This is a genomic window from Streptomyces sp. MST-110588, assembly GCF_022695595.1.
Lineage (GTDB): Bacteria > Actinomycetota > Actinomycetes > Streptomycetales > Streptomycetaceae > Streptomyces.
Genome location: NZ_CP074380.1, coordinates 7,613,872 through 7,634,445, shown reverse-complemented (window position 1 = coordinate 7,634,445; position 20,574 = coordinate 7,613,872). Strand labels below are relative to the sequence as shown.

The following is a 20,574-nucleotide window of genomic DNA, read 5'->3' as shown; positions in this document are numbered from 1 at the left end:
GGTGCCGACGCCGACGACCGGTCAGGTCCGGCCCGGCCGGTGGCGGCCGTGTCCTCACCGCCCGGCACCGCCGGCACCGCGGACCGGTCGTCTCCGGCCCGCGGTCCCGGCTCTCCTCATGCCTGGCCCCGGCCCCTCCCCCACGTCAGGGGCCGGGGTGGAGCCGCCGGTCCCCGTGCGGCGGCTCCGGTGGCGCCGGCGGATCACGGCCGGTCGGTGCTCCGCCGACGGGTACGACGCCACCGCAGCAGCCCCAGCCCGGCCACGGCCAGGGCCGCGGCACCGCTGGCGGCGGAAATCAGGACGAGCCGGCCGTCCCCCTCGCCGGTCCCGGACGCCCCGGGCAGGGCGGCCGAGGGCCGTCCGCCCGTCAGCGGGCTTGCCGCCCTGTTCTTCACGGACGGGCCCGCGGAAGGAGAGGACACGGAAGGAGAAGACACGGAAGGAGAGGCGGAGGAAGCGGAAGCGGCCGAGCCGCCACCGGCCAGCGGCCCGCGCGACCCGGAGGTGGGTTCGGCGACGTACGGGAACCGGCCGTCGAACTTCTTGTCGTTCGCGTCGACCGCGTCACCCAGGTCGTTCTTCTGCCCGGCCAGCTCACCGCGGACGACCTGCAAGGAGATGTCCACGGTGTCGTCGGTGAGCCGGCGTCCGTTGGGATAGCCCGCCCGGTCGCCGTCCAGCACGCCGAGCCGCTTGGGATCGGCGGCCGGCTTGATCGAGGTGTTGAGCCGGATCGCCTCGTGCGGGCGCACCCCGTCCGGCTGGTTGAGTCCCGGCACGCCGGTGAGGAAGACCTGCACCAGGTCCTTGCGGGGTACCGCGGGTGCCTTGAGCTTGTAGATCTTCTCCAGCAGCCGGGCCACTTCGGGATCGTTCACGTACTTGGCGAACCGGCCGTCCTGCCACGGCGTGGAGGCGTTGAAGGTGTCCTTGTCCCTGACCGGGATGACCAGTTCGTTGACGAGCGGCATCCCCAGCCGGGACACCTGCTGCCAGCCGTTGGCCGCGGTACGGCGCTCGGTGGTGCTCCAGACACCGATGACGGGCTTGCCGGGCCCGGCCGTCAGCTCCTTCGTCGGCACCTGGAGGGCCACGGTGTTGACGTTGTAGCCCTTGAGCGTGTCCCGGCCGACCTCGGACAGGTCGCCCCCGTAGAGCAGGTCGAAGACGCGCAGGTCCAGGAAGAACGGGTCGTCCGCCTGCCCGACGTAGGACGTACCGCTCCCGCCCACCGCCCGTACGGCCTGCTTGCGCAGGTCCCCGTACCGGGGCATGGATGCCTTGCCCACGTTGGAGGGGGCGATGGGCGCGTCGTCGGCCAGCGTCTGCGTGCCGGTCTGTTTGCCGTCCTTGAACTGCAGGAGCTGGAGGTCGTAGGTCTGCCGGTAGTTGAGGTCCGGGTCGTCGAGCGAGGTGACCGGGCCGGTGTTGTACAGGAACGTGTCCTTGCTGCGGTAGCTCTCTTCGAAGGTCCAGCGGTAGATCAGTTCGGACCGGCCGTCGCCGGTGTTGTCGATGTGGATGTCGTAGCGGGCGTCCGTGGGGAACTTGTAGAAGTTGGGGCCTCCGGCAGGCTCCGCGAACGGCCACCAGTTGGCGATCAGCGTGGTGGTGTCCGGCTTGTCCGGGCTGGTGAAGGCGTACACGTCGGTGTTGTCGTATTCCGGCTGACCGGAGATCAGCGGTGCTTCCCGGTGGCTCGACGCGGTGGCCGGGGCCGGGCCGAGTGCGGCCGTCCCCGTGGCCAAGGAGGTGGCCACCAGCGCGATTCCCCCGGCCAGCAGTGCCCGGGCCGGCGGCCTGCGGAGTGATGCTGTCGACATCGCGGCGTCCTTTGCGGTGCGGGTATGTCCCGGTGTGGTACGGCACGTACGGATGCGTTTCGGTACGGAACGCGTACGGCGTGCCGGCCACGGCCGACGGGACACGTCCCGGTGCCACTCATTCGGCCGACCGCCCGCGGTGGATGCGCCGGCATCGGAGTTGGCCGAAAACAGCCGTGGAAGGAGCGGTTTCGGCCGCGCGGTTCCGGGCCGGCAGGTGCCTGACACCGCCGTGGGATCAAGACGGCACGTCGGTGACCGGCAAGCCCTTACGCGGTCGCCGCCGTCGTCACGGGCGCCGGGCAGGCCGGCCGGTTGGCGGTGTCGGCGGGGCGGCGCAGGTCGCAGAGCCGGTCCAGGAGCTGGTCGCGTACGGCGACGAGGTCGTTGATGCGCTGCTGGAGCAGGGACAGACGCTGTTCGAAGACCTCGATCTTGGGAGTGGGGTCGGCGCAGGCGTGGGTGCCGGTCAGCTCGTCGCGCAGGCAGCCGTCGAGGAGGCGCAGGTCGTCGGTGGTCAGGCCGGCGGCCAGGAGCAGCCGGATGTTCTCCACGACGCGTACCGCGCCCTGTCCGTAGCTGCGGTAGCCGTTCGTGGACCGGTCGGGGCGCAGGAGGCCCTGTTCCTCGTAGTAGCGCAGGGCCCGGGTCGTCGTGCCGGTGGCGTGGGCCAGCTCCCCGATGCGCATGGTGCGTCCCTCCTGATGGATGCTTTCAGGAGGGAGCGTAAACGTTGCCGTGGACGTGAAGGTCAAGGCCGGGTGTGCTGCCGGGTGAGCACCATGACGGGGATACGGCGCCGGGTGCGTTCCTGGAAGGCCGCGAAGTGCGGGTCGGCCACGACCTGCCGGGCCCACAGCCGGTCCCTTTCCTCATCCATGGCTTCGGTGGCGCGGACCTGGTATGTGCCGGCGCCGGCCTCGATCGTCGCCAGGGGGTGGGCGGTCAGGTTGTGGTACCAGGCGGGCGCGGTGGGTGCGCCTCCGTTGGAGGCGAAGACGGCGAACCGGTCCTCGCCGTCGGGAAGATAAATGACGGGGTTGGTGCGCAGAAGGCCGGACTTCGCTCCCGTGGAGGTCAACAGGAGCAGTGGCCGTCCCTCGAACTGTCCGCCTACGGCACCTCGGCGGGCGCGGAACTCTTCGATGACTCGTTGGTTGAACGTATTCATTCGGATATCTCCCCGATGTGGAGGGTTTCGGGCATGTCGAGTGGTTATGGCGTATGCAGTGGCTCTGAGGTACGTGAACCGGTCCGGTCACGCGTGGCAGCGGCCGGGGCGTCCCCGCGCCGCCGGTCGCCGCGGTGTCCGGCCAGGGCGATGCCCAGGGCGAGCACCGCAAGGAGTCCGCCCACCGCCGGGCCTGACCTCGATCGTCGCCCCGAAGAGCAGCAGCGCTCCCGCCAGGGCCGCCACCGTGGCGCACACCGCGCCACCGAACGGTCCGCCAGTTTCCCGCCGATGAGATTGCCCACCGTGCCGCCGACACCGAAGAGCAACAGGAGCAGGGTGACGGCGGAGGCGGTGAATCCGGCGGCCTCGGTGAGCAGCGGGGTGATGAAGGTGTACGCGGTGAAAGCGGCGGCGGCGCCGAGCGCGGTGACGGCGACGACGGCCTGTACCCGGCGTTCGGTCAGGACCCGCAGTTCGGTGATGAGGGGCTCGGTCGCGGGCGCGGAGCCGGCGTACGGTGCGCGTACCAGTGCCGGCAACGGCCCGGCCGCGACCACGGCGAGCAGGGCCACCGCCGCGAAGGTGGCTTGCCAGGAGAGCCACCGGCCGATCACCGTACCCAGCGGCAGGCCCGCGATCATCGCCAGGCTCAGGCCCAGGGAGACCCGGGCGACCGCCGTGCCCCGCCTGTGTTCGGGCACCACGTCGGCAGCCAGGCCGAAGAACAGCGGGCGATCATGATTTCGCCCGTTCCGAGGGTGAACGCGCACAAGGTCAGCACGGTCAGCGCCCATGCGTGCCCGCGGTCCCTGGAAGGACCGCCGATGTCGTCGGAGGTAGTCATGACGCCACCTTCGACCTTGACGTCGGCGTGAAGGTCAAATCGTCCGGCGCCTGTGCCCGGACCGGTCCGCGGCAGGCTCCGGCCGGCCCGGACAGGACCCCTGGCAGTCGCCCTGTCCGCCGTTCTCCGTCACCCCCGGCGGGCGACACGCATCGGGTGGACAACTGTGAGGCTGGCCGGGCCGGTTCTCCCTGCCGCGAGAGGGCAGCAGCATGACGATCACCGATCTCGCCCGGCCACTGGCGGGGCGTATCGTGCGGCAGCTCGTGAGCGTCAACATCCTGGACCTCGCGACGCGGCTGGCGGCGCAGGCGTTCCTGGCCGCGTTGCCGATGCTGATCGCCGTCTCGTCCTTCTGCCCGTACGCCGTGCGGCAGGAGCTGGTGAACTCGCTGCGCTCCCTGTTCGGGGCGGACAGCTCCGTCCTGGCGCAGACGCACCTGACCCATGGGGCCTCGGACCCGGAACTGCACAGTTGGGGAGCGGTCGGTGTGCTGGTCGCCCTGCTGTCCGCCACGGCCTTCACCCGGGTCCTCCAGCGGGTGTGCGAACGTTCCTGGCACCTGCCGCACGCGGGGGCGCGGATCGTGGCCTGGCGCTGGGCGCTGTGGCTCGTGGTCTGGATCGCCGCGCTCCTGTATCAGGGGCTGCTCCACCGGGCGTTCGGCGCGGGCCCGGGCCTGGGGATACCTCTCCAGATGGCCGGCGCCGTCGCGATGTGGTGGTGGACCCAGCACCTGCTGCTCGCCGGGCGTCTGCCCTGGCTGCCGTTGCTGCCGGGTGCGCTGCTGACCGGTGTGGGCGTGGTGGCGTTCTCCTCGGTCTCCGGTCTGTGGCTGCCGCGCGCGCTGGACCGCAGCGTCGAGCGGTACGGGCAGCTCGGCTCCGTCTTCACGCTGTTGTCCTGGCTGATCCTCTTCTTCGCCACCGTCGTGTCCGGTATCGCCGTCGGGCAAGTACTGGCCCATACCGGGCCTTTGCGCCGTCGGCTGGGGGTGCCGGAGGAATCCTTACGCTGACGTCGCCGTCACCCGGCCGGTGCGCGCCGCCTCGGCCAGCGCCCGGTGGTCGCGCTCGTTCTGGTCGGCGTAGCTTTCGGCGAACTGCGCCAGCGCGCGGTCGAAGGCGTCGGAGCGGCCCAGGTAGGCGGCGATGGCGATCCGGTCGCCGGACCGGGCGTGGGCACGGGCCAGGGTCGTGCCGCAGAGCCGGCCGAACAGCCGCATGAGGCCGGGCGTCATGGTGTCGACCCGGGCGATGGCCTTCCAGTCGCGCAGTTGGCGCAGGTAGAAGTCGCGCCGCCGCCCGTCCAGGCCCTCGGCCTGTTCCCAGCCGAGGAACATGTCGCCGGCCGCCTGCATCAGCCGCTGCCCGAAGACGACCCGTTCCCCCTGGTTGGTGAAGGTGCCCGTTTCGGCGAACGGCGCGAGCACCGACTCCTGCGCCTCCTTGGCCTGGAGGAAGAGCGGGTCGGCGGCGTCCCGGCCGAGCAGCAGGAGGATCCAGCAGCGGGTTCCCACACTGCCGACGCCGACGACCTTACGGGCCATGTCGACCACGCGGTACTGCGTGAGCAGCGTCCGCCGGTCGGCCTGGAGGGTCCGCGCGTAGCGCTCGACCAGTTCCCGCAACTGCTGTTCCAGTTGCTCGCGTTCGGCGCCCGGCAGGAGGTCGCCGAGCGGCACGACCAGCGGCGGGTCGGGGGCGATCCGCAGCTCGTCCCCGACGGCGTGGGCGAGCCGCTCCAGGGCTTGGAGGTGGTCGCGGGTGCGGGCCTTGGCCAGGGTCCGGGAGATCCGCCGTTGCGCCTCCTTGTCCCACTCCCCGCTCAGCGCGCCGTACAGCTCGTCCGCGTCGATCCGCGCGTACCACACGTCCAGGTTGCGCATCTTGGCGAAGCCGTCCATCGCCTCCCGGTAGGCGCGGACCGTCTCCCGTACCACCCGGGCCCGCTCCGGCCCGCTGTAGCCGTTGGCGCGGCCGGCGATGACGAGGCTGGCCGACAGCCGCTTGACGTCCCATTCCCAGGGGCCCGGCAGTGTCTCGTCGAAGTCGTTGATGTCGAACATCAGGTGCCGTTCCGGGGAGGCGAGCAGCCGGAAGTTCAGCAGGTGCGCGTCCCCGCACAACTGGGCCCGCAGCCCGGTGGACGGCGTGCCGGCCAGGTCGCCCGCCATGAGGGCGGCGGCGCCGCGGAAGAAGCGGAAGGGGGACTGCAGCATCCGCCCGTACCGGATCGGCACCAGCTCCGGGAGCCTGGTCGCCGACTGCCGCTCGATGACGGCGACCGGGTCGGGCCGGTCCGTTGTGGGAGTGAACTCCGCGTGGCGGGAGCGCGGTACGAGGGTGCGGGCGGCCCGGCCACGGGCGGCCCGCTCCTGGGGTGTGGCGTGCGCGTGCTGGGCGTCGGACATGGCGGGCTCCCCTCTTCGAGGGCACGACTTTCGGCGTGTGCGGTCGGGCCGGCCATCACCCCGGTGGTGTGAGGCGGGCGGGTGGGCAGGGCGCAGGAGACGTCGGCGGGGTGCCGGCGCCGCCGCGTGGCCGCCCGGCCCGGTGCGTACGGACGGCCGGGGTCGCCTTGCCCGGGTGATGCCTGTACGGGCGCTCCGGCGCACGGTGGCGGCATGGAACCGACCATGCGGAAGCAGCGGTGGCTGGCGCGTGCGTCACTGGCCGCCGCCACCGCGGCGGTGCTGGTGCTGGGGGTGTTCGCGGGGCTGCGGACCATCGCCCTGGTGGCGGTCGGGCTCCTCGGTGTGGCGGTCGCCGCCGCCGCGCTCTGGTGGGCCCTGAGCCGGCGGGGCGTCCTGCGGGCCTTGGCCTTCCTCCTGGCGCTGGCCGCCCCGGCGTGGGTCGTCTGGAAGTACACCGGCGCCCATCTGGCGTGGGTCGTCGCGGTGTCCGGCGGACTGTGGCTGGTCGCGGCCGGCGCGGGCCGGGCCGCTCTCGTGCTGCACGACAGGCCGGTCCCGATGCCCGAGCGGCCGGCACCGCGGGTCCGCCACCCGGTCCTGATCATGAATCCGCGGTCGGGCGGCGGCAAGGTGGACCGGTTCGGGCTGCGCGAGAAGGCCGCGGCGCTGGGCGCGGAGGTGCTGCTTCTGGAGGGGCCGGGCGTCACGGACGTGGCGGAGCTGGCCCGTAAGGCCGCGGCCGGGGGCGCCGACCTGCTCGGTGTCGCGGGCGGGGACGGCACACAGGCCCTGGTCGCCGATGTCGCCGCCGGTCTCGGCCTGCCCTTCCTGGTGATCCCGGCCGGTACGCGCAACCACTTCGCCCTGGATCTGGGCCTGGACCGCGAGGACCCGTCCAAGGCCCTGGACGCCCTGCGCGACGGCGTGGAACTGCGCGTCGACCTCGGCCGGGCGGCCGGGCGGCCCTTCGTCAACAACGTGTCCTTCGGTGCCTACGCCGAAGTGGTGCAGAGTCCGTCCTACCGCGACGGCAAGACCCGCACGACCCTGGAACTGCTGCCCGGCCTGCTCATGGGCCACCAGGGCGGGCGGCTCACCGCACAGGCCGGGGAGCGTACGTTCTGCGGCCCGCAGGCCCTGCTGGTGAGCAACAACCCCTACGGTCTGGGTGATATCGCCGGGCTGGGGCGCCGGGCACGCCTGGACAGCGGTGTGCTGGGCTGCGTCGGTGTCCAGGTCAGCAGCGCCGCGCACGCCGCCGGCCTGGTGCGGGGACGGCGGGCCGCCGGCCTGACGCGGGTGACGGCCCGGCATGTCGTCGTCGACGCCGATCAGGAGCGGATCGCGGTCGGCGTCGACGGGGAGGCGCTGCGGCTGCGCGTACCGGTGCGCTGCGAGGTGCGACCGCTGGCCCTGCGGGTGCTCGTGCCCCGGCGGCGGCCGGGCGTGCGCCCGGCCCGCCCGCCGCTGGACTGGCGCCTCCTGCTCAGGCTGGGGCTGGGGCCGGCCCGCGGTTCATAGGTTCATAGGGAACGCCACCGTGCTCGGGCGGGCCTCGCCCCTCCGGTTCACCTCTTCCGGTTCTTCTCCGGCTCCCGCGCGGCGTCCGCGGGGCCGGCAGGTCCCTACAGCGGCGCGTTGTAGACCTTGTGGGCCTCCCGGTGGCCGTAGGTGGCCAGGGACCAGATCACCAGGACGTCGAGCGCGATGACGATCGCCGACCACACGGGGTAGTACGGGGTGAAGAAGAAGTTCTCCAGCGCGCTGATCACCGCGACCGCGATGCCGACGGCGCGCGCCCAGGTGCGTCCGCTGAAGATCTGGAACGCCGCCGCGACGACGACGATGCCGGTGATCAACTGGATCCATCCCCACCCGCTGATGCTGAAGTCGTACGCGTAGTTCTGCTGCGAGCGGTAGAAGTTGTGGTCGATGATCGCGGCGAGCCCCGCAATCGCGTGGTAGGCCCCGATGATGCCCATGATGCACACGGCGAACACGACGCCGCCGATCGCGACCGGGCGAATGCGTGGCTCGGACACACCCTGTCGGCTGTGTCCTGTCCCTCCCGCCGAAGTCTGCTCAGCCATGCCTGCACCTCCTCCTCGGTGGGCCGGAGCATTCCCCCGCGGGCCCGCGCCGGTTCACCCGGACAGGATGAGAACGCACCGGTGCGCGCGCACGTCACCCGCCGCAGGTGAGGCCGTCCGGCGCCGCCCGGCGAGAATGGCGGGGAAGCCAGGCCGCCGCAGGAGGTGACGCCATGGGCGCACAGGCGGGCGCAGGGCACGAGCGAGCGGGAACACCGTTTGGCGGCAGCGATTTCGAGATACGGGTCCGGGGCAGAGTCGGTACTGCTCTGGCGTCGGCTTTCGGCGAGCTGACGGTCCGGCTGTGCCCGGCCGAGACGGTGCTGTACGGAGCCGGTCTCGACCAGGCCGCGCTGTACGGCATCCTCGACCGCATCCAGGCACTGGGGCTGGAACTGCTGGAGGTCCGGCGACTGCCCGGGGCGGCCGGGGCCGGCGGAGGGAGCGCCGGCCCCGAAGGGCCGTAAGCCCCCTTCCGGCACCGGGCCGCCCACGCGACGCTGGGTGTCTACCGCCTGCCGCCGGGAGGTGAGGACATGCTCGCCGCGCGTCCTACCCCGCGAAGGAGCCGGGCTCCGGCCGGTCCGTGGGAGACCGGCCGGGCGCCCGACCTGTACGGACGGTTACGGGAACGGGGCCGCGAGGCCGTGGCGGCGGACCCGGCCGTCTCGGCCTGTCTGGTGTGGATCGCCGACATCCTGGTGGAGATCGCGGAAGAGCTGGGCGATCCGCGGCTCGCGGACACCCTGGTGGACAGGATGTCGGTGGTACGGGCCGCGGTGCCCCGGCAGCGCCGGGGCGCACCGGGCCCGAGGGCGTCGGCCGAGCCGCTGACCAACCGCGAACTGACCGTGCTGCGGCACCTCCAGGAGGGGGTTCCGCTGCGGCGGATCGCCGATGACCTGTTCGTGTCGTACAACACCGTCAAGAGCCATACGCGCGCGGTGTACCGCAAGCTCGGTGCCCACTCCAGGGCCGAGGCGCTGCACCGGGCCCGGCAGCACGGGCTCATCCGGTAGCGCCCGCGGACCGGACGTACCTCGCCGCGGGCCGCGTCACATCGCGCCGGTCCCTTCCGTCATACGTGTGAGCCCTCGACAACAGCGAAGGAGCACACGATGGATGCCCGGCTGAAACTTTTCGACAGCCCGACCGCGGGCACGGTCCTCAAGCACGTCATCTCGGCGGCACAGGTGGTCTCGGACTTCCACGCTGCCGGCCGCCACGCAGGAACTGGTCAAGATCCGCGCGAGTCAGATCAACGGGTGCGGCCTGCTGATCAACGCCTTCAACCGGATGAATGTGATCGTCCGGCAGCCCGCGGGGAACTACCGGCCCGGTCGGCTCGCATGAATGGACGGCGCCGGAACCGGAGATTCCACCGCCCTGTCCCCGGCGGGCCGGCCCGGTGGGCGGTCACCGGTCACTTACTCACAGCAGTTCCAGCTCACGGGCCCGCCGGACCGCGGCCGACCGCCGGGAGACGGCCAGCTTGCGGTAGACGCTCTTCAGGTGCGTCTTGACCGTGTTCACCGACAGGTACAGGTCCGTGGCGATCTCCTCGGTCGTCATCATCTGCGCGAGCCGGCCGAGCACCTCCCGCTCCCGCGCGCTGAGCCGCTCGACCGGAGCGGGGCCGGGGTTCATGGGGGGCGGCGCGGGACGCGCCAAGATCTGCGTACGCGAGCCGGCGGACGAGTCGAGCACGGCCGCGCACACCGGCTCCACCGTCCGCAGCAGCCCCGTGGGCAGGTGACAGCCGGCCACGGCGTCACCGATCCGGCCGGACAGCGGCCCGCCGCGCTCCGCGGCCTTGGCCAGCTCGGCCGCCAGGGAGCAGAGTTCGGCGACGAACGGATCGGGGGTGAGGTTCAGCGCGGTACGCGTGCACCCGAGCTCGCGGTGGGCCTGCGCGCGCTCGCCGCGGGCCAGGCCGACCCAGGCCCGTACGACGTGCAGCGAGGACCGGGAGCGGTCGGTCGCGGTCCACGTCGGCAGGGGCGGCTGGGAGGCGAGCGTGACGAGTTCGTCGGCGGCGCGGAAGCGCCCGCGCAACACCTCCAGCAGCGCGAGTTCGACCAGGCAGTCCCGGCGCAGCACGCCGTTGCCCGCGGCGCAGGCGGCTTTGAGGCCCGCGGCCAGGGAGACCGCGGCGGCCTGGAGAGCGCCGTCGCGCAGTTCGCCGTGGCCGCGGATCGCCAGGGTGAGGGCCGGGATCTCGGGATGCGCCGTCAGCGTCGCCCGCGTCAGCCGCGAGCACAGGGCCTCCGCCTCGGCCGCCGCGGACCGCGCGGCATCCGGTAGCCGGGAGCGCTGCTGGGCCATGCGGATCACGGCATGCGTCAGACGGCAGCCGGTGACGCGGTCCTCCTGGTCCGCCGGCAGTTCCCCGGCGAGCCGCCCGGCCCGGGCCAGCGAGTCCGCGCAGGCCGCCTCGTCACCGTGGGCCAGGGCCGAGGCCGCGGCGACGAGCGCGGGTTCCGGCTCGCCCGCCTCGGCCACCTGGGACAACTGCCGGACCAGGTCGTCCGGCAGGCGGGGCTCGGTCAGCCCCAGGACCTGGCCGATCGCCAGCCGGCCGACGATCAGGCGGCCGGCGCGCGTGGGCTCGCCGGCCTTGAGCCAGTGCCGTACCGCGTCGGCGAGCAGCCCGTGCCGGCCCAGCCAGGCGGCGGCCCGGCGGTGGAGTTCGGGGACCAGTGCCGGTGTCTCGTGGCGCAGGCGCGTCCGCAGCACGTCGGCGAACATCCGGTGGCAGCGGTACCAGCCATGACCGGCGGGCTGGAGGAAGGAGTTCCCCCGCACCAGCTCCGCGAAGTGGCCCCCCGCCTCCGCGCCCGCGAGTTCCGCGGCCAGTTCGGCGTTCATGTGGTCCAGGACGCTCGTCGTCAGCAGCAACCGCCGCATCCCCGGGGGCTGTACGTCCAGGACCTCCTCCACGAGATAGCTGACGACCGTCTCGTCGTCACCGGCGAACTGCGCCACGAACTTCTCCGGAGACGGCTGCTTCTCCATGGACATGGCCGCGAAGCGCAGGCCCGCGGCCCATCCGTCCGCGCGCTTGCGCAAAGCGCCCACCACCTGCTTGGACACCTCGATGCCGTGCTGTGCGAGCAGCGCGGCCGTCTCCCGGTCGTCGAAGGCGAGGTCTGCGGTGCGCAGTTCGGTGAGTTCACCGGACAGCCGGAACCGGTGCAGGTGCAGCGGCGGGTCGCGGCGCGAGAGCACCACCAGGCGCAGCACGGGAGCCGCGTGTTTGAGCAGACCGATCACGCTGTCGGCGGTCGGCGAACCCGGCTCCGTCTGGAAGTCGTCCAGGACCAGGACCACCGGGTCCTGCCGTGCGGTCAGTGCGGCCGTCAGACCGGCCACCAGCGGCGGACCGCAGGACGCCGCCGCGGACGGCGGCACGTCCGTGCCGGCGGTGACCAGCGCGCTGATCACTCGCGGCCACAGGACGTCGGGCCGCTCGTCGCGGCCGTCACAGGTCACCCAGGCCACCGGCCCCGGCGCCCGCCCGGTGTGCGCCCATTCCACGGCGAGCGCCGACTTCCCGGCGCCCACCGGGCCGACGACCACGGTCAGCGGCCCCAGGACGCCCTGGGAGATCCGGTCCGTCAGCCGGGGCCTGGGGACCAGCCACCTCGGCAGCGCGGGCACCGTGGTCCCGGGCGCGGGCGAGAGTCCGTCACCGCGCTCCTTCGGACACCTGTCCATGGGCGGCACCTCGCTCTCGAAGCGGGAGAGTGCGGCTGCGGCAAGTGTGGGACGGGCGAGGTGACATGGGCAGCGCCACCGACGCCGTTTCACCCGGGTGAAGTTCTCACCCGGGTGAAATCCGGCGCCGAGCGCGATACGTCAGACCGAGTGGAGTGCCGCGATCAGATCTTCCTCACGGTCCTTGGTCAGCGACGTACGGATCACGCTGGGGTTGAAGGGGCGTACCGCTTCGCGTACCCGGTCCGGCGTGGAGCGGCGGACCAGCGCGAACACCGCGGCCCGGCCCGGTTCCAGGGTGCCCGCGATCTCCTTGACGAAGGCGTCGTTGATGCCGACGTCGGTGAGCTTGCCGGCAGCCGCGCCGGTGGCCGCGCCCACCGCCGCACCGAACACCGGCATCAGGAAGAGCATCCCGAACAGCGTGCCCCACAGGGCGCCACCGGCCGCACCGGTCGCGGTGGGGTTGTGCGACTGGCGGACATGGATCTTGCCGTCCATGGTCCGCCAGGCCAGTGCCGCGTCTTCCAGGTCGAGCAGTTCCTGGCGGGAGAGGTCCTTGGCCAGGCGCAGCACCGCGCCCGCCTTCTCCCTGTCCGAGAATCCGAGAACGACGAGATCTGCCATCAGAGCCTCCTTGCGAGTCGGCCGGTCGCCCGGCCTGGTGTGGGCAGGGAAGCGGCCGGCTCGCCCAGCCGCCCCACAGCGGCCGTGGCTGCCACGACCACGGGAGTGAGTGCCTCCAGGAGGTCCGGCTCCTGGACGATCCGGCCCGCGGAATCCGTGCCGGTGCCGAACGCGGTCGTCAGCAGGTTTACCGGTCCGGTCATGACCACGCGCACCTCCCTTCGAGCAGCCCCCGCGGCGGCACTGCCTCCATGCAGCCGCACCCCGCCGCCCATGGCGTCACCCGCCGCAGGTGAGGGCCGCACGGCGCGGGTCACGCGACGGTGGGCGGCGGAGGTGTGTCATGGCCCGTGAGGAAACGGCGGACGAGGGCACGGCCGGCGGCTCCGCGCCCGCAAGCGAACTGGAGCGCCTGCGGGCGGAGGTCCGCGAGCTACGGGACCGTGCCGGTACGGACAGACGGCGCCGGGCCCGGCTCCTGGCCGTGCGGCGCCTGGCCGCCGCCGTGGTGATCGCCCTGGTGGCCGTGCTCACGGTCACCACGGTCGTCGGCGTATGGGGCGCGCGGACCGCGCTCAACACGGACCGCTGGGTCGCCACGGTGGGGCCGCTGCCACAGGACCCGGCCGTGAACGCGGCGGTCTCCACCTACCTCACGGATGAGATCTTCGACCGGCTCGACGTCCAGAAGCGGCTGTCCGACGCGCTGCCGCCGCGCGCCTCGTTCGTCGCGGCGCCGGTCACCGAGGCCGTCCACGGCTACGTACACGACACGGTGTCCAAGCTGCTGGCGACGGAGCAGTTCCAGTCCCTGTGGCGCGCCGCCCACCGCTTGGCGCACGAGCGGATCACCGCGGTGCTGGAGCGGCGCAGCACGGGCGTGCGCGTGCAGGGCGACACGGTGACCCTCAACCTGCTCCCCCTGGTCAACAACGCGCTCAACGCCCTGGAGGACAAGCTCCCCACCCTGTTCGGCAAGCGGCTGGACCTGCCCGAGGTCACCTCCGGCCAGATCCCGCCCAAGCTGCACGACCGGATCGAAAAGGCGCTCGGTGTCTCGCTGCCCGAGGACTTCGGGCAGATCACGCTCTACAACCGGCACCGGCTCGGGCAGTTGCAGCAGGGCGTGCTCGCGGTCAAGCGCGGCCTGGTGGCGCTGCTGATCGCCACGCCGCTGCTGCTCGGCCTCGCCCTGTGGGTCTCCCCCGACCGCCGGCGCACCCTGCTCCAGTTGGGCCTGTGGCTCGTGATCGGGGTCACCGCGCTCTTCGGGGTGCTGCGGGCGGTACGGAACCAGCTCCTGTCCCAGGTGCCATCCGGCGTGTACCGGGACGGCGTACAGCAGGCGCTGTGGACGATTTTCACGACGCTGCGCGACCGCGGCGCCCAACTGCTGTGGATCGGTGTCGTCCTGGCCCTGCTGATGTACCTGGTGGGCCCCGGCCGGCTGCCCGTCGGTCTGCGCCGTCACACCTCCCGGGGCGCCCGGGCCGTCGGCCGGTTCGCCGTACGCGCGGGCCGGCGGGTTCCCAAGGGGAGTGAGTTGCGGACGTGGATGCGCGGACACGCCGACGTGCTGCGGGTCGCCGGTGTGATCGTCGCGGCCCTGGTCGCGCTGCTGCTCTCCTCGTGGACGAGTCTGCTGGTGACCGCGGTCGTACTGGCGGTGTACGAGGCCGCGGTCACGCTCGCGGTGCGCGACGGCTCCTCACCCGGGCCAGGTGAGGCGGCGTCCGGTACGGGTGCCCAGCCTGGAGCCGGGTGAGCCCGCGGCAGGCAGGGCGGCGGGCGGGGAGGCAGACATGAGCGAGCAGACGGGCACGGAACGGGCCGGCGCGGCCGAGGACGGCGACCGCCGGCTGTTGTGGGGCCCCTACCTGAGCGAACGTCAGTGGGGCACGGTCCGCGAGGACTACAGCGCGGGCGGTGACGCCTGGTCCTACTTCCCGCACGACCACGCCCGCTCCCGCGCCTACCGCTGGGGCGAGGACGGACTGGGCGGCCTGTGCGACGAGAAGCAGCGTCTGTGCTTTGCGCTCGCGCTGTGGAACGGACGTGACGCGATCCTCAAGGAACGCGCCTTCGGCCTGACCAACGGCGAGGGCAACCACGGCGAGGACCTGAAGGAGTACTACTTCTACCTCGACAGCACCCCCAGCCACTCCTACATGCGCTACCTGTACAAATACCCGCAGGCCGAGTTCCCTTACCTCGACCTCCTGGCCACCAACCAGGCCCGCAGCCGCCAGGAGTTCGAGTACGAGCTGCTGGACACCGGCATCTTCGACGACGACCGGTACTTCGACGTCACCGTGGAGTACGCCAAGGCGGCGGACGAGGACATCCTGATCCGGATCACCGTCGCCAACCGCGGCCCCGACCAGGCGACGGTGCACGTGCTGCCCACCTTGTGGTTCCGCAACACCTGGTCCTGGTACGAGGGAGCCGCAAGGCCACGGCTGGCCGCGGCTGCCGGTCCACGCCACACGGTGACCGTCCGGGCCGTCCACCCCGAGCTGGGCAGCTACGACCTGCGCTGCGCCGGCTCGGTCCCCCTGCTGTTCACCGAGAACGAGACCAACGACGAGCGGATCTTCGGCACGCACAACCGCACGCCGTACGTCAAGGACGGCATCGGCCGCGCGGTCGTCGACGGGGAGAGAGGCGCGGTCAACCCGGCGGGCGAAGGGACCAAGGCCGCCGCGCACTACACCCTGACCGTCCCGCGGGCGGTGAGGAGGTCCTGCGGCTACGCCTCGCGCCCACCGGTTCGTCCTTGTCGGTGGCCCGCGGCTTCGACAGCGTCTTCCAGGAGCGGATCGCCGAGGCCGACGCCTTCTACCGCGAGCTGACCCCGCGCGGGGCGAGCGAGGACGAGGCCCGGGTGCTGCGGCAGGCGCTGGCCGGCATGCTGTGGACCAAGCAGTACTACGGCTTCGACCTGGAGACCTGGCTGGCCGAGCACGGCCTGGACCCGTGGAGCCTGCCGCGGCCCGGCATCCGCAACCGCGAGTGGTTCCACATGGTCAGCGACGACATCATCTCCATGCCCGACAAGTGGGAATACCCCTGGTTCGCCGCGTGGGACCTGGCCTTCCACACCGTGGCCCTGTCGGTCGCGGACAACCGCTTCGCCAAGCAGCAGCTCGAACTGCTGCTCCAGAACGCCTACCAGCACCCCAACGGGCAGATCCCCGCCTACGAGTGGAACTTCGGGGACGTCAACCCGCCGGTGCACGCCTGGGCCGCGTACTTCGTCTACCTGATCGAGCAGCGCCGCACGGGCCACGCCGACACCGCCTTCCTGGAGCGCACCTTCCAAAAGCTCCTGACGAACTTCACCTGGTGGGTCAACCGCAAGGACCCCGAAGGCCGCAACATCTTCCAGGGCGGCTTCCTGGGCCTGGACAACATCGGTGTCTTCGACCGCAGCGCGCCGCTGCCCACCGGTGGCTCGCTCGAACAGGCCGACGGAACGGCCTGGATGGCCCTGTACTGCCAGTCCATGCTGCAGATCGCGGTGGAACTCGTCGAGGACAACCCCGCCTACGAGGAACAGGTGCTGAAGTTCGTCGAGCACTACCTGTGGATCGCCGGCTCCATGGACCGCGTCGGTGACCTCGGTGACGAACTGTGGGACGAGGAGGACGGGTTCTTCTACGACGTGCTGCGCCTGCCCGACGGGCAGGCCGTGCGGCTCAAGGTCCGCTCGATGGTGGGCCTGCTGCCGCTGTGCGCATCGACCGTCTTCCGCCCGCGGCAACTGGAGCGGGTGAGCGGCCTGGGCGAGCGGCTGCGCCGCTTCGCGGACCGCCACCCCTCGCTGTCCGTCACGCTGGCCTCGGCCCAGGCGGGCGTGGCCGGCGGTGCCCGGCTGCTGTCCGTCGTGGACGAGAAGAGGCTGCTGCGGGTGCTCGGCCACCTGCTGTCCGAGGAGGAGTTCCTCAGCCCGTACGGCATCAGGTCCCTCTCCCGGTACCACGCGGAGCACCCGTACACCTTCTGGGTGCGCGGCGAGGAGTACCGGGTGTCCTACCTGCCCGCCGAATCCGACACCGGGATGTTCGGCGGCAACTCCAACTGGCGCGGCCCGGTGTGGTTCCCGATGAACGCCCTGGTCGTGCGCGCGCTGCTGAACCTGTACGGCTTCTACGGCGACGAGTTCACCGTCGAGTGCCCGACCGGCTCGGGCACCCGGATGACCCTGTACAAGGTGGCCGAGGAGATCTCGCGCCGGCTCGCCCGTCTGTTCCTGCGCGGCGAGGACGGCCGGCGGCCCGTCTACGGCGGGCAGGAGAAGTTCCGCAGCGACCCGTACTGGCGTGACCTGATCCTCTTCCACGAGTACTTCCACGGCGACAACGGCGCCGGCATCGGTGCGGCCCACCAGACCGGCTGGACGGGCCTGGTCGCCGCCCTGATGCAGCTCTTCGGCACGCTGACGCCCGGCGACTTCCTGACGGATGATCCGGGCCGGAAGGAGAGGTCATGACGCAACTGCCCGCGCAGCCCGTCGTCCACGAGGTCAACACCCGGGTGTGGCTGCGCGAGGTGCAGCGCCGCACCGGGCGTCCGGGCGGACTCGGCGACGTGCCCAAGGACGCGTGGGAGGAGATCACCCCGCACGGGATCGACGCCGTCTGGCTCATGGGGGTGTGGGAGCGCAGCCCGCAGGGCCGGGGCATCGCCCTGTGGGACCAGTCGCTGCGCATCGCGTTCGCCCAGGCCGTGCCCGGCATCCAGGAGGACGAGATCGCCGGGTCGCCGTACTGCATCCGTCGTTACGAGGTCGATGCGGCGCTCGGCGGCGCCGAGGGGCTGGCCGCCGCGCGCGCCGAACTCGACGGGCGGGGCCTGGGACTGCTCCTGGACTACGTCCCCAATCACGTCGCCCCGGACAGCCCCTGGGTGACCGCGCACCCCGAGTACTTCGTGCGCGGCACCGCCGAGGACGCGCGGCGCGATCCGGCCGCCTACCTCGACACCGGGACCGCCGTCCTGGCCCGCGGCCGGGACCCCTTCTTCCCGCCCTGGCCGGACGTGGTGCAGTTGAACGCCTTCGCACCCGCCCTGCGCCGGGCCACCACGGACGTGCTGACCCGCATCGGGCAGACCTGTGACGGGGTGCGCTGCGACATGGCGATGCTGCTGATGAACGACATCTTCGCCCGCACCTGGGGGGAGCGCCCCGGAACCCCGCCGCCGGAGGACTTCTGGCCCACGGTCATCGACGGCGTACGACAGCGCCACCCCGGCATGACGTTCGTCGCCGAGGCGTACTGGGACCTCGAATGGGCCTTGCAGCAGCAGGGGTTCGACTTCTGCTACGACAAGCGGCTGTACGACCGGATCCTGCACGAGGGCCCCGAGTCGGTACGGCAGCACCTGACGGCGGACGAGGGCTACCAGCGCGGGCTCGTACGGTTCCTGGAGAACCACGACGAGCCCCGGGCCGCGCAGACGCTGCACCCGGCCAAGGAGCGCGCGGCGGCGGTCCTGATCGCCACGCTGCCGGGCGCGACGCTGTGGCACGAGGGCCAGTTCACCGGGCGCCGTACCCGGTTGCCGGTCTTCTTGGACCGGCGGCCGGAGGAGCCGGTGGACACCGAACTGCGGGCGTTTCACGAGCGGCTGCTGGCCGGGGTGCACCGCAGCGGGATGCGGACCGGGCGGTGGAGGCTGCTGGAGTGCGCGGGCTGGCCCGACAACGACTCCGGCCGGAACGTGCTGACCTGGTGCTGGACGGGCCCCGCCGGACGGTTCCTGACGGCGGTGAACCTCTCGGAACGGACGGCCCAGGGACGGATCCGGCTGCCGTGGCCGGAACTGGGGGACGATGCCACATGGCTGCTGACCGGGCTGCTGGACGGTGAGTGGTACGTCCGCACCGGGGAGGAACTGACCGGTGCGGGCCTGTTCGTGGATCTGGACGCCTGGGGGACGCACGTGCTCGCCATCGGCCCGGAGCGCGACTGAGAAGAGACCGGCGAACTCGATGGCCGGTCCGGCGCCGAGCGCGAACGCTCGCGCCGGGCCGGGCGCCCATCCCTCCGTACCGTACTGTCGTACTGTCCGAACTGGTCCCAGGACGCCCCCGGACTAGGACGGCGGTGCCGAGGCGTCGTGTCGGCCTTCCGCCCGTGGTGGTGGGCTGCCGCTGCCGTCCGGGCCGGCGGCGTCAGGACGCGGTCCGCCCGTGGTCCAGTCCGCGCCGGTCCCGGCCCGGAACGCGGCGACGGCGGATTCGACGGTGGGGAAGAACCGGTCGCTGCCGAAGACATGGGTCAGCCCGTACCGGTCGATCATGCGCAGCACCGGGTCCTTGAGTTCGGCGAAGACCAGCCTGACGCCCCGGACGCCGAGCGCCCGGTCGAGTTCCTCCAGTACGTCGGCCGCGGTGGTGTCCACGTCGGTCACGGGCTCGGCGGCCAGCAGGACCCACCGGGGCGGCGGCTCCGCGCGGGCCAGTCGCAGCACCTCCTCCCGGAAGGTCACGGCGTTGGCGAAGAACAACGGCGCGTCGAACCGGTGGATCACCAGGCCGGGGAGCTGCCCGGCACCGGGGTAGGAACGGACGTCGTGGTAACCCTCCAAGCCCGGCACCCGGCCCAGCACGGTGCTGTACGGCCACCACGCGCGCCGGAAGACGTTGAGGATCGACAGACCCACCGCGACCACGATGCCGGGGAGCACGCCGAGCAGCGCCACCCCGAGGAAGGCCGCGACCGACAGCAGGAACTCCGCCTTGCGCCGCCGCCACAGCCGTACCGTCCCCGTGATGTCGGCCAGGGACAGCGCGGCCGTGATGACCACCGCGGCCAGCGCGGGCTGGGGCAGATTGCGGAACAGCCCCGGGAGAAGCACCAGCATGAGGACGATCAGCGCCGCCCCGACGATCCCGGTGAGCTGGGTCCGGGCACCCGCCCGCTCGGCCACCGCTGTCCGTGAGCCGCTGGTACTGACGGGGAAGCCCTGGAACAGCCCCGCCGCCAGGTTCGCGGCACCGATCGCGCTCATCTCCTTGTTTCCCTGGACCTCCTGCCCGGTGCGGGCCGCGAACGCCGAGGCGTTGGAGATGGTGTCGGCCAAGGACACCAGCGCGATGCTCATCGCTCCCACGCACAAGGGACCGAGGTCCTTCCAGGCGATGTGCGGCACGGTCGGCGGCGGGAAGCCCGTGGGCAGGGTGCCGACCAGGCCGACGCCGTGGTCGGCCAGGTGGAACAGGGAGGCCGAAGCGATGGCCAGCAGCACCATGACGAGCACCGCCGGCACTTTCGGCAGCCACCGCTGGAGTACCAGGATCAGCACGGCCCCGCCCGCGCCGACCGCGAGGGCGGCGGGCACCGCCTGTCCGTCGGCCAGGCCGCGGAGGAATGCGCGGACCTCGCCGAGCAGCCCGTCGGCGTCCGTGGAGAAGCCGCACAGCTTCGGCAACTGCCCGATGAGAATGGTCAGCGCCAGACCGTTCATGTAGCCGGTCATGGTGGGCTTGGAGATCAGGTCGGCGATGAAGCCGAGCTTGGCCACGCTCGCCAGGACCATGACGGCACCGGCCAGCAGCGCCAGCACCGAGGCGAGCGCCACCGCCCGTTCGGTCTCACCTCCGGCGGCGACCAGCGGCAGCACCGTCGCGGCGATCATCGGGCCCAGCGAGGAGTCCGGGCCGAGCACCAGGATCCGTGACGGTCCGAAGAGGGCGTACGCCAGCAGGCACAGGACGGAGGTGTACAGGCCGTTGATCGCGGGCAGGCCCGCCAGCTCCGCGTACGCCATTCCCTGCGGCACCAGCAGCGTGGTCAGGACGACTCCGGCGACGACGTCCTTGACGAGCCACTGCCGCCGGTAGCTTGAGAGCATACGGAGACCGGGCGCCGCG

Annotated in this window: 18 protein-coding genes and 1 pseudogene; 9 read left to right on the top strand and 10 right to left on the bottom strand. The window is 72.1% G+C overall.

Going from position 1 to position 20,574, the window contains the following annotated elements:
* Window positions 1–203 precede the first annotated feature (203 nt).
* The 4 genes from KGS77_RS33185 to KGS77_RS33170 all read right to left on the bottom strand — a co-directional run bounded on the left by KGS77_RS33185 (window position 204) and on the right by KGS77_RS33170 (window position 3,704).
* Window positions 204–1,826 carry a DUF4331 domain-containing protein gene (locus KGS77_RS33185; protein ID WP_242587014.1) on the bottom strand — a complete coding sequence of 541 codons (1,623 nt, stop codon included), beginning with the start codon at window positions 1,824–1,826 and terminating at the stop codon, window positions 204–206.
* Between the two features lie 269 nt (window positions 1,827–2,095).
* Window positions 2,096–2,515, bottom strand: coding sequence for a MerR family transcriptional regulator (locus KGS77_RS33180; protein ID WP_242587013.1), 420 nt, complete (start codon window positions 2,513–2,515; stop codon window positions 2,096–2,098).
* A gap of 62 nt (window positions 2,516–2,577) precedes the next feature.
* On the bottom strand, window positions 2,578–2,997 hold the full coding sequence (locus KGS77_RS33175) for a nitroreductase family deazaflavin-dependent oxidoreductase (protein WP_242587012.1): 420 nt from the start codon (window positions 2,995–2,997) through the stop codon (window positions 2,578–2,580).
* 44 nt (window positions 2,998–3,041) lie between these two features.
* The gene (locus tag KGS77_RS33170; RefSeq protein ID WP_242587011.1) at window positions 3,042–3,704 is read right to left on the bottom strand and encodes an MFS transporter; all 663 of its coding nucleotides are present in this window, start codon (window positions 3,702–3,704) and stop codon (window positions 3,042–3,044) included.
* Between the two features lie 352 nt (window positions 3,705–4,056).
* Here KGS77_RS33170 and KGS77_RS33165 point away from each other — a divergent pair, with 352 nt between their 5' ends.
* A complete protein-coding gene (locus KGS77_RS33165; protein WP_242587010.1) occupies window positions 4,057–4,863 on the top strand; it encodes a YhjD/YihY/BrkB family envelope integrity protein in 807 nt (268 codons plus the stop codon).
* Here the strand turns inward: KGS77_RS33165 and KGS77_RS33160 are convergent.
* The gene (locus tag KGS77_RS33160; protein WP_242587009.1) at window positions 4,855–6,258 is read right to left on the bottom strand and encodes a DUF2252 domain-containing protein; all 1,404 of its coding nucleotides are present in this window, start codon (window positions 6,256–6,258) and stop codon (window positions 4,855–4,857) included. The two genes, KGS77_RS33165 and KGS77_RS33160, sit on opposite strands and share 9 nt — an antisense overlap.
* A 213-nt stretch (window positions 6,259–6,471) precedes the next feature.
* On the opposite strand from KGS77_RS33160, the gene KGS77_RS33155 reads away from it, so the two are divergent.
* On the top strand, window positions 6,472–7,782 hold the full coding sequence (locus tag KGS77_RS33155; RefSeq protein WP_242587008.1) for a diacylglycerol kinase family protein: 1,311 nt from the start codon (window positions 6,472–6,474) through the stop codon (window positions 7,780–7,782).
* A gap of 104 nt (window positions 7,783–7,886) precedes the next feature.
* On the opposite strand, the gene KGS77_RS33150 is transcribed toward KGS77_RS33155, so the two are convergent.
* The gene (locus KGS77_RS33150) at window positions 7,887–8,351 is read right to left on the bottom strand and encodes a hypothetical protein (protein WP_242587007.1); all 465 of its coding nucleotides are present in this window, start codon (window positions 8,349–8,351) and stop codon (window positions 7,887–7,889) included.
* Between the two features lie 173 nt (window positions 8,352–8,524).
* On the opposite strand from KGS77_RS33150, the gene KGS77_RS33145 reads away from it, so the two are divergent.
* The 3 genes and pseudogenes from KGS77_RS33145 (at window position 8,525) to KGS77_RS33135 (ending at window position 9,704) form a co-directional block, all read left to right on the top strand.
* Window positions 8,525–8,818 (top strand): hypothetical protein, encoded by a 294-nt coding sequence (locus KGS77_RS33145; RefSeq protein ID WP_242587006.1) that lies wholly within the window; start codon window positions 8,525–8,527, stop codon window positions 8,816–8,818.
* Between the two features lie 69 nt (window positions 8,819–8,887).
* On the top strand, window positions 8,888–9,370 hold the full coding sequence (locus tag KGS77_RS33140; RefSeq protein WP_242587005.1) for a LuxR C-terminal-related transcriptional regulator: 483 nt from the start codon (window positions 8,888–8,890) through the stop codon (window positions 9,368–9,370).
* 99 nt (window positions 9,371–9,469) lie between these two features.
* Window positions 9,470–9,704, top strand: a pseudogene (locus tag KGS77_RS33135) (carboxymuconolactone decarboxylase family protein).
* Window positions 9,705–9,782: 78 nt separating this feature from the next.
* Here the strand turns inward: KGS77_RS33135 and KGS77_RS33130 are convergent.
* From KGS77_RS33130 to KGS77_RS33120, 3 genes are all read right to left on the bottom strand, one after another.
* Window positions 9,783–12,068, bottom strand: coding sequence for a LuxR family transcriptional regulator (locus KGS77_RS33130; RefSeq protein WP_242587004.1), 2,286 nt, complete (start codon window positions 12,066–12,068; stop codon window positions 9,783–9,785).
* Between the two features lie 141 nt (window positions 12,069–12,209).
* Entirely contained in the window at window positions 12,210–12,695 is a 486-nt protein-coding gene (locus KGS77_RS33125; protein WP_242587003.1) for a DUF1269 domain-containing protein, read from the bottom strand.
* Window positions 12,695–12,898, bottom strand: a complete 204-nt coding sequence (locus KGS77_RS33120) for a hypothetical protein (protein ID WP_242587002.1) — start codon at window positions 12,896–12,898, stop codon at window positions 12,695–12,697. The genes KGS77_RS33125 and KGS77_RS33120 overlap by 1 nt, the downstream gene beginning before the upstream one ends.
* Before the next feature lie 140 nt (window positions 12,899–13,038).
* Here KGS77_RS33120 and KGS77_RS33115 point away from each other — a divergent pair, with 140 nt between their 5' ends.
* From KGS77_RS33115 to KGS77_RS33105, 4 genes are read left to right on the top strand one after another with little or no spacing between them, the layout of a single operon-like run.
* Window positions 13,039–14,460 (top strand): hypothetical protein, encoded by a 1,422-nt coding sequence (locus KGS77_RS33115; protein WP_242587001.1) that lies wholly within the window; start codon window positions 13,039–13,041, stop codon window positions 14,458–14,460.
* 37 nt (window positions 14,461–14,497) lie between these two features.
* Window positions 14,498–15,547, top strand: coding sequence for a hypothetical protein (locus tag KGS77_RS35140; RefSeq protein WP_347404558.1), 1,050 nt, complete (start codon window positions 14,498–14,500; stop codon window positions 15,545–15,547).
* Complete coding sequence (locus tag KGS77_RS35135; RefSeq protein ID WP_347404598.1) at window positions 15,478–17,187, top strand: hypothetical protein; 1,710 nt, start codon at window positions 15,478–15,480, stop codon at window positions 17,185–17,187. Before KGS77_RS35140 ends, KGS77_RS35135 begins: the two co-directional genes overlap by 70 nt.
* The gene (locus KGS77_RS33105; RefSeq protein WP_242587000.1) at window positions 17,184–18,671 is read left to right on the top strand and encodes an alpha-amylase family glycosyl hydrolase; all 1,488 of its coding nucleotides are present in this window, start codon (window positions 17,184–17,186) and stop codon (window positions 18,669–18,671) included. The genes KGS77_RS35135 and KGS77_RS33105 overlap by 4 nt, the downstream gene beginning before the upstream one ends.
* Before the next feature lie 123 nt (window positions 18,672–18,794).
* On the opposite strand, the gene sulP is transcribed toward KGS77_RS33105, so the two are convergent.
* The gene (gene sulP / locus KGS77_RS33100; RefSeq protein WP_242586999.1) at window positions 18,795–20,555 is read right to left on the bottom strand and encodes a sulfate permease; all 1,761 of its coding nucleotides are present in this window, start codon (window positions 20,553–20,555) and stop codon (window positions 18,795–18,797) included.
* Window positions 20,556–20,574 lie beyond the last annotated feature (19 nt).

Excerpts from the sequence above, each read along its gene's own strand:
- KGS77_RS33185 (WP_242587014.1), bottom strand. The coding sequence starts at position 1,826 with ATGTCGACAGCATCACTCCGCAGGCCGCCGGCCCGGGCACTGCTGGCC.
- KGS77_RS33180 (WP_242587013.1), bottom strand. The coding sequence starts at position 2,515 with ATGCGCATCGGGGAGCTGGCCCACGCCACCGGCACGACGACCCGGGCC.
- KGS77_RS33175 (WP_242587012.1), bottom strand. The coding sequence starts at position 2,997 with ATGAATACGTTCAACCAACGAGTCATCGAAGAGTTCCGCGCCCGCCGA.
- KGS77_RS33165 (WP_242587010.1), top strand. The coding sequence starts at position 4,057 with ATGACGATCACCGATCTCGCCCGGCCACTGGCGGGGCGTATCGTGCGG.
- KGS77_RS33160 (WP_242587009.1), bottom strand. The coding sequence starts at position 6,258 with ATGTCCGACGCCCAGCACGCGCACGCCACACCCCAGGAGCGGGCCGCC.
- KGS77_RS33155 (WP_242587008.1), top strand. The coding sequence starts at position 6,472 with ATGGAACCGACCATGCGGAAGCAGCGGTGGCTGGCGCGTGCGTCACTG.
- KGS77_RS33150 (WP_242587007.1), bottom strand. The coding sequence starts at position 8,351 with ATGGCTGAGCAGACTTCGGCGGGAGGGACAGGACACAGCCGACAGGGT.
- KGS77_RS33145 (WP_242587006.1), top strand. The coding sequence starts at position 8,525 with ATGGGCGCACAGGCGGGCGCAGGGCACGAGCGAGCGGGAACACCGTTT.
- KGS77_RS33140 (WP_242587005.1), top strand. The coding sequence starts at position 8,888 with ATGCTCGCCGCGCGTCCTACCCCGCGAAGGAGCCGGGCTCCGGCCGGT.
- KGS77_RS33130 (WP_242587004.1), bottom strand. The coding sequence starts at position 12,068 with ATGGACAGGTGTCCGAAGGAGCGCGGTGACGGACTCTCGCCCGCGCCC.
- KGS77_RS33125 (WP_242587003.1), bottom strand. The coding sequence starts at position 12,695 with ATGGCAGATCTCGTCGTTCTCGGATTCTCGGACAGGGAGAAGGCGGGC.
- KGS77_RS33120 (WP_242587002.1), bottom strand. The coding sequence starts at position 12,898 with ATGACCGGACCGGTAAACCTGCTGACGACCGCGTTCGGCACCGGCACG.
- KGS77_RS33115 (WP_242587001.1), top strand. The coding sequence starts at position 13,039 with ATGGCCCGTGAGGAAACGGCGGACGAGGGCACGGCCGGCGGCTCCGCG.
- KGS77_RS35140 (WP_347404558.1), top strand. The coding sequence starts at position 14,498 with ATGAGCGAGCAGACGGGCACGGAACGGGCCGGCGCGGCCGAGGACGGC.
- KGS77_RS33105 (WP_242587000.1), top strand. The coding sequence starts at position 17,184 with ATGACGCAACTGCCCGCGCAGCCCGTCGTCCACGAGGTCAACACCCGG.
- sulP (WP_242586999.1), bottom strand. The coding sequence starts at position 20,555 with ATGCTCTCAAGCTACCGGCGGCAGTGGCTCGTCAAGGACGTCGTCGCC.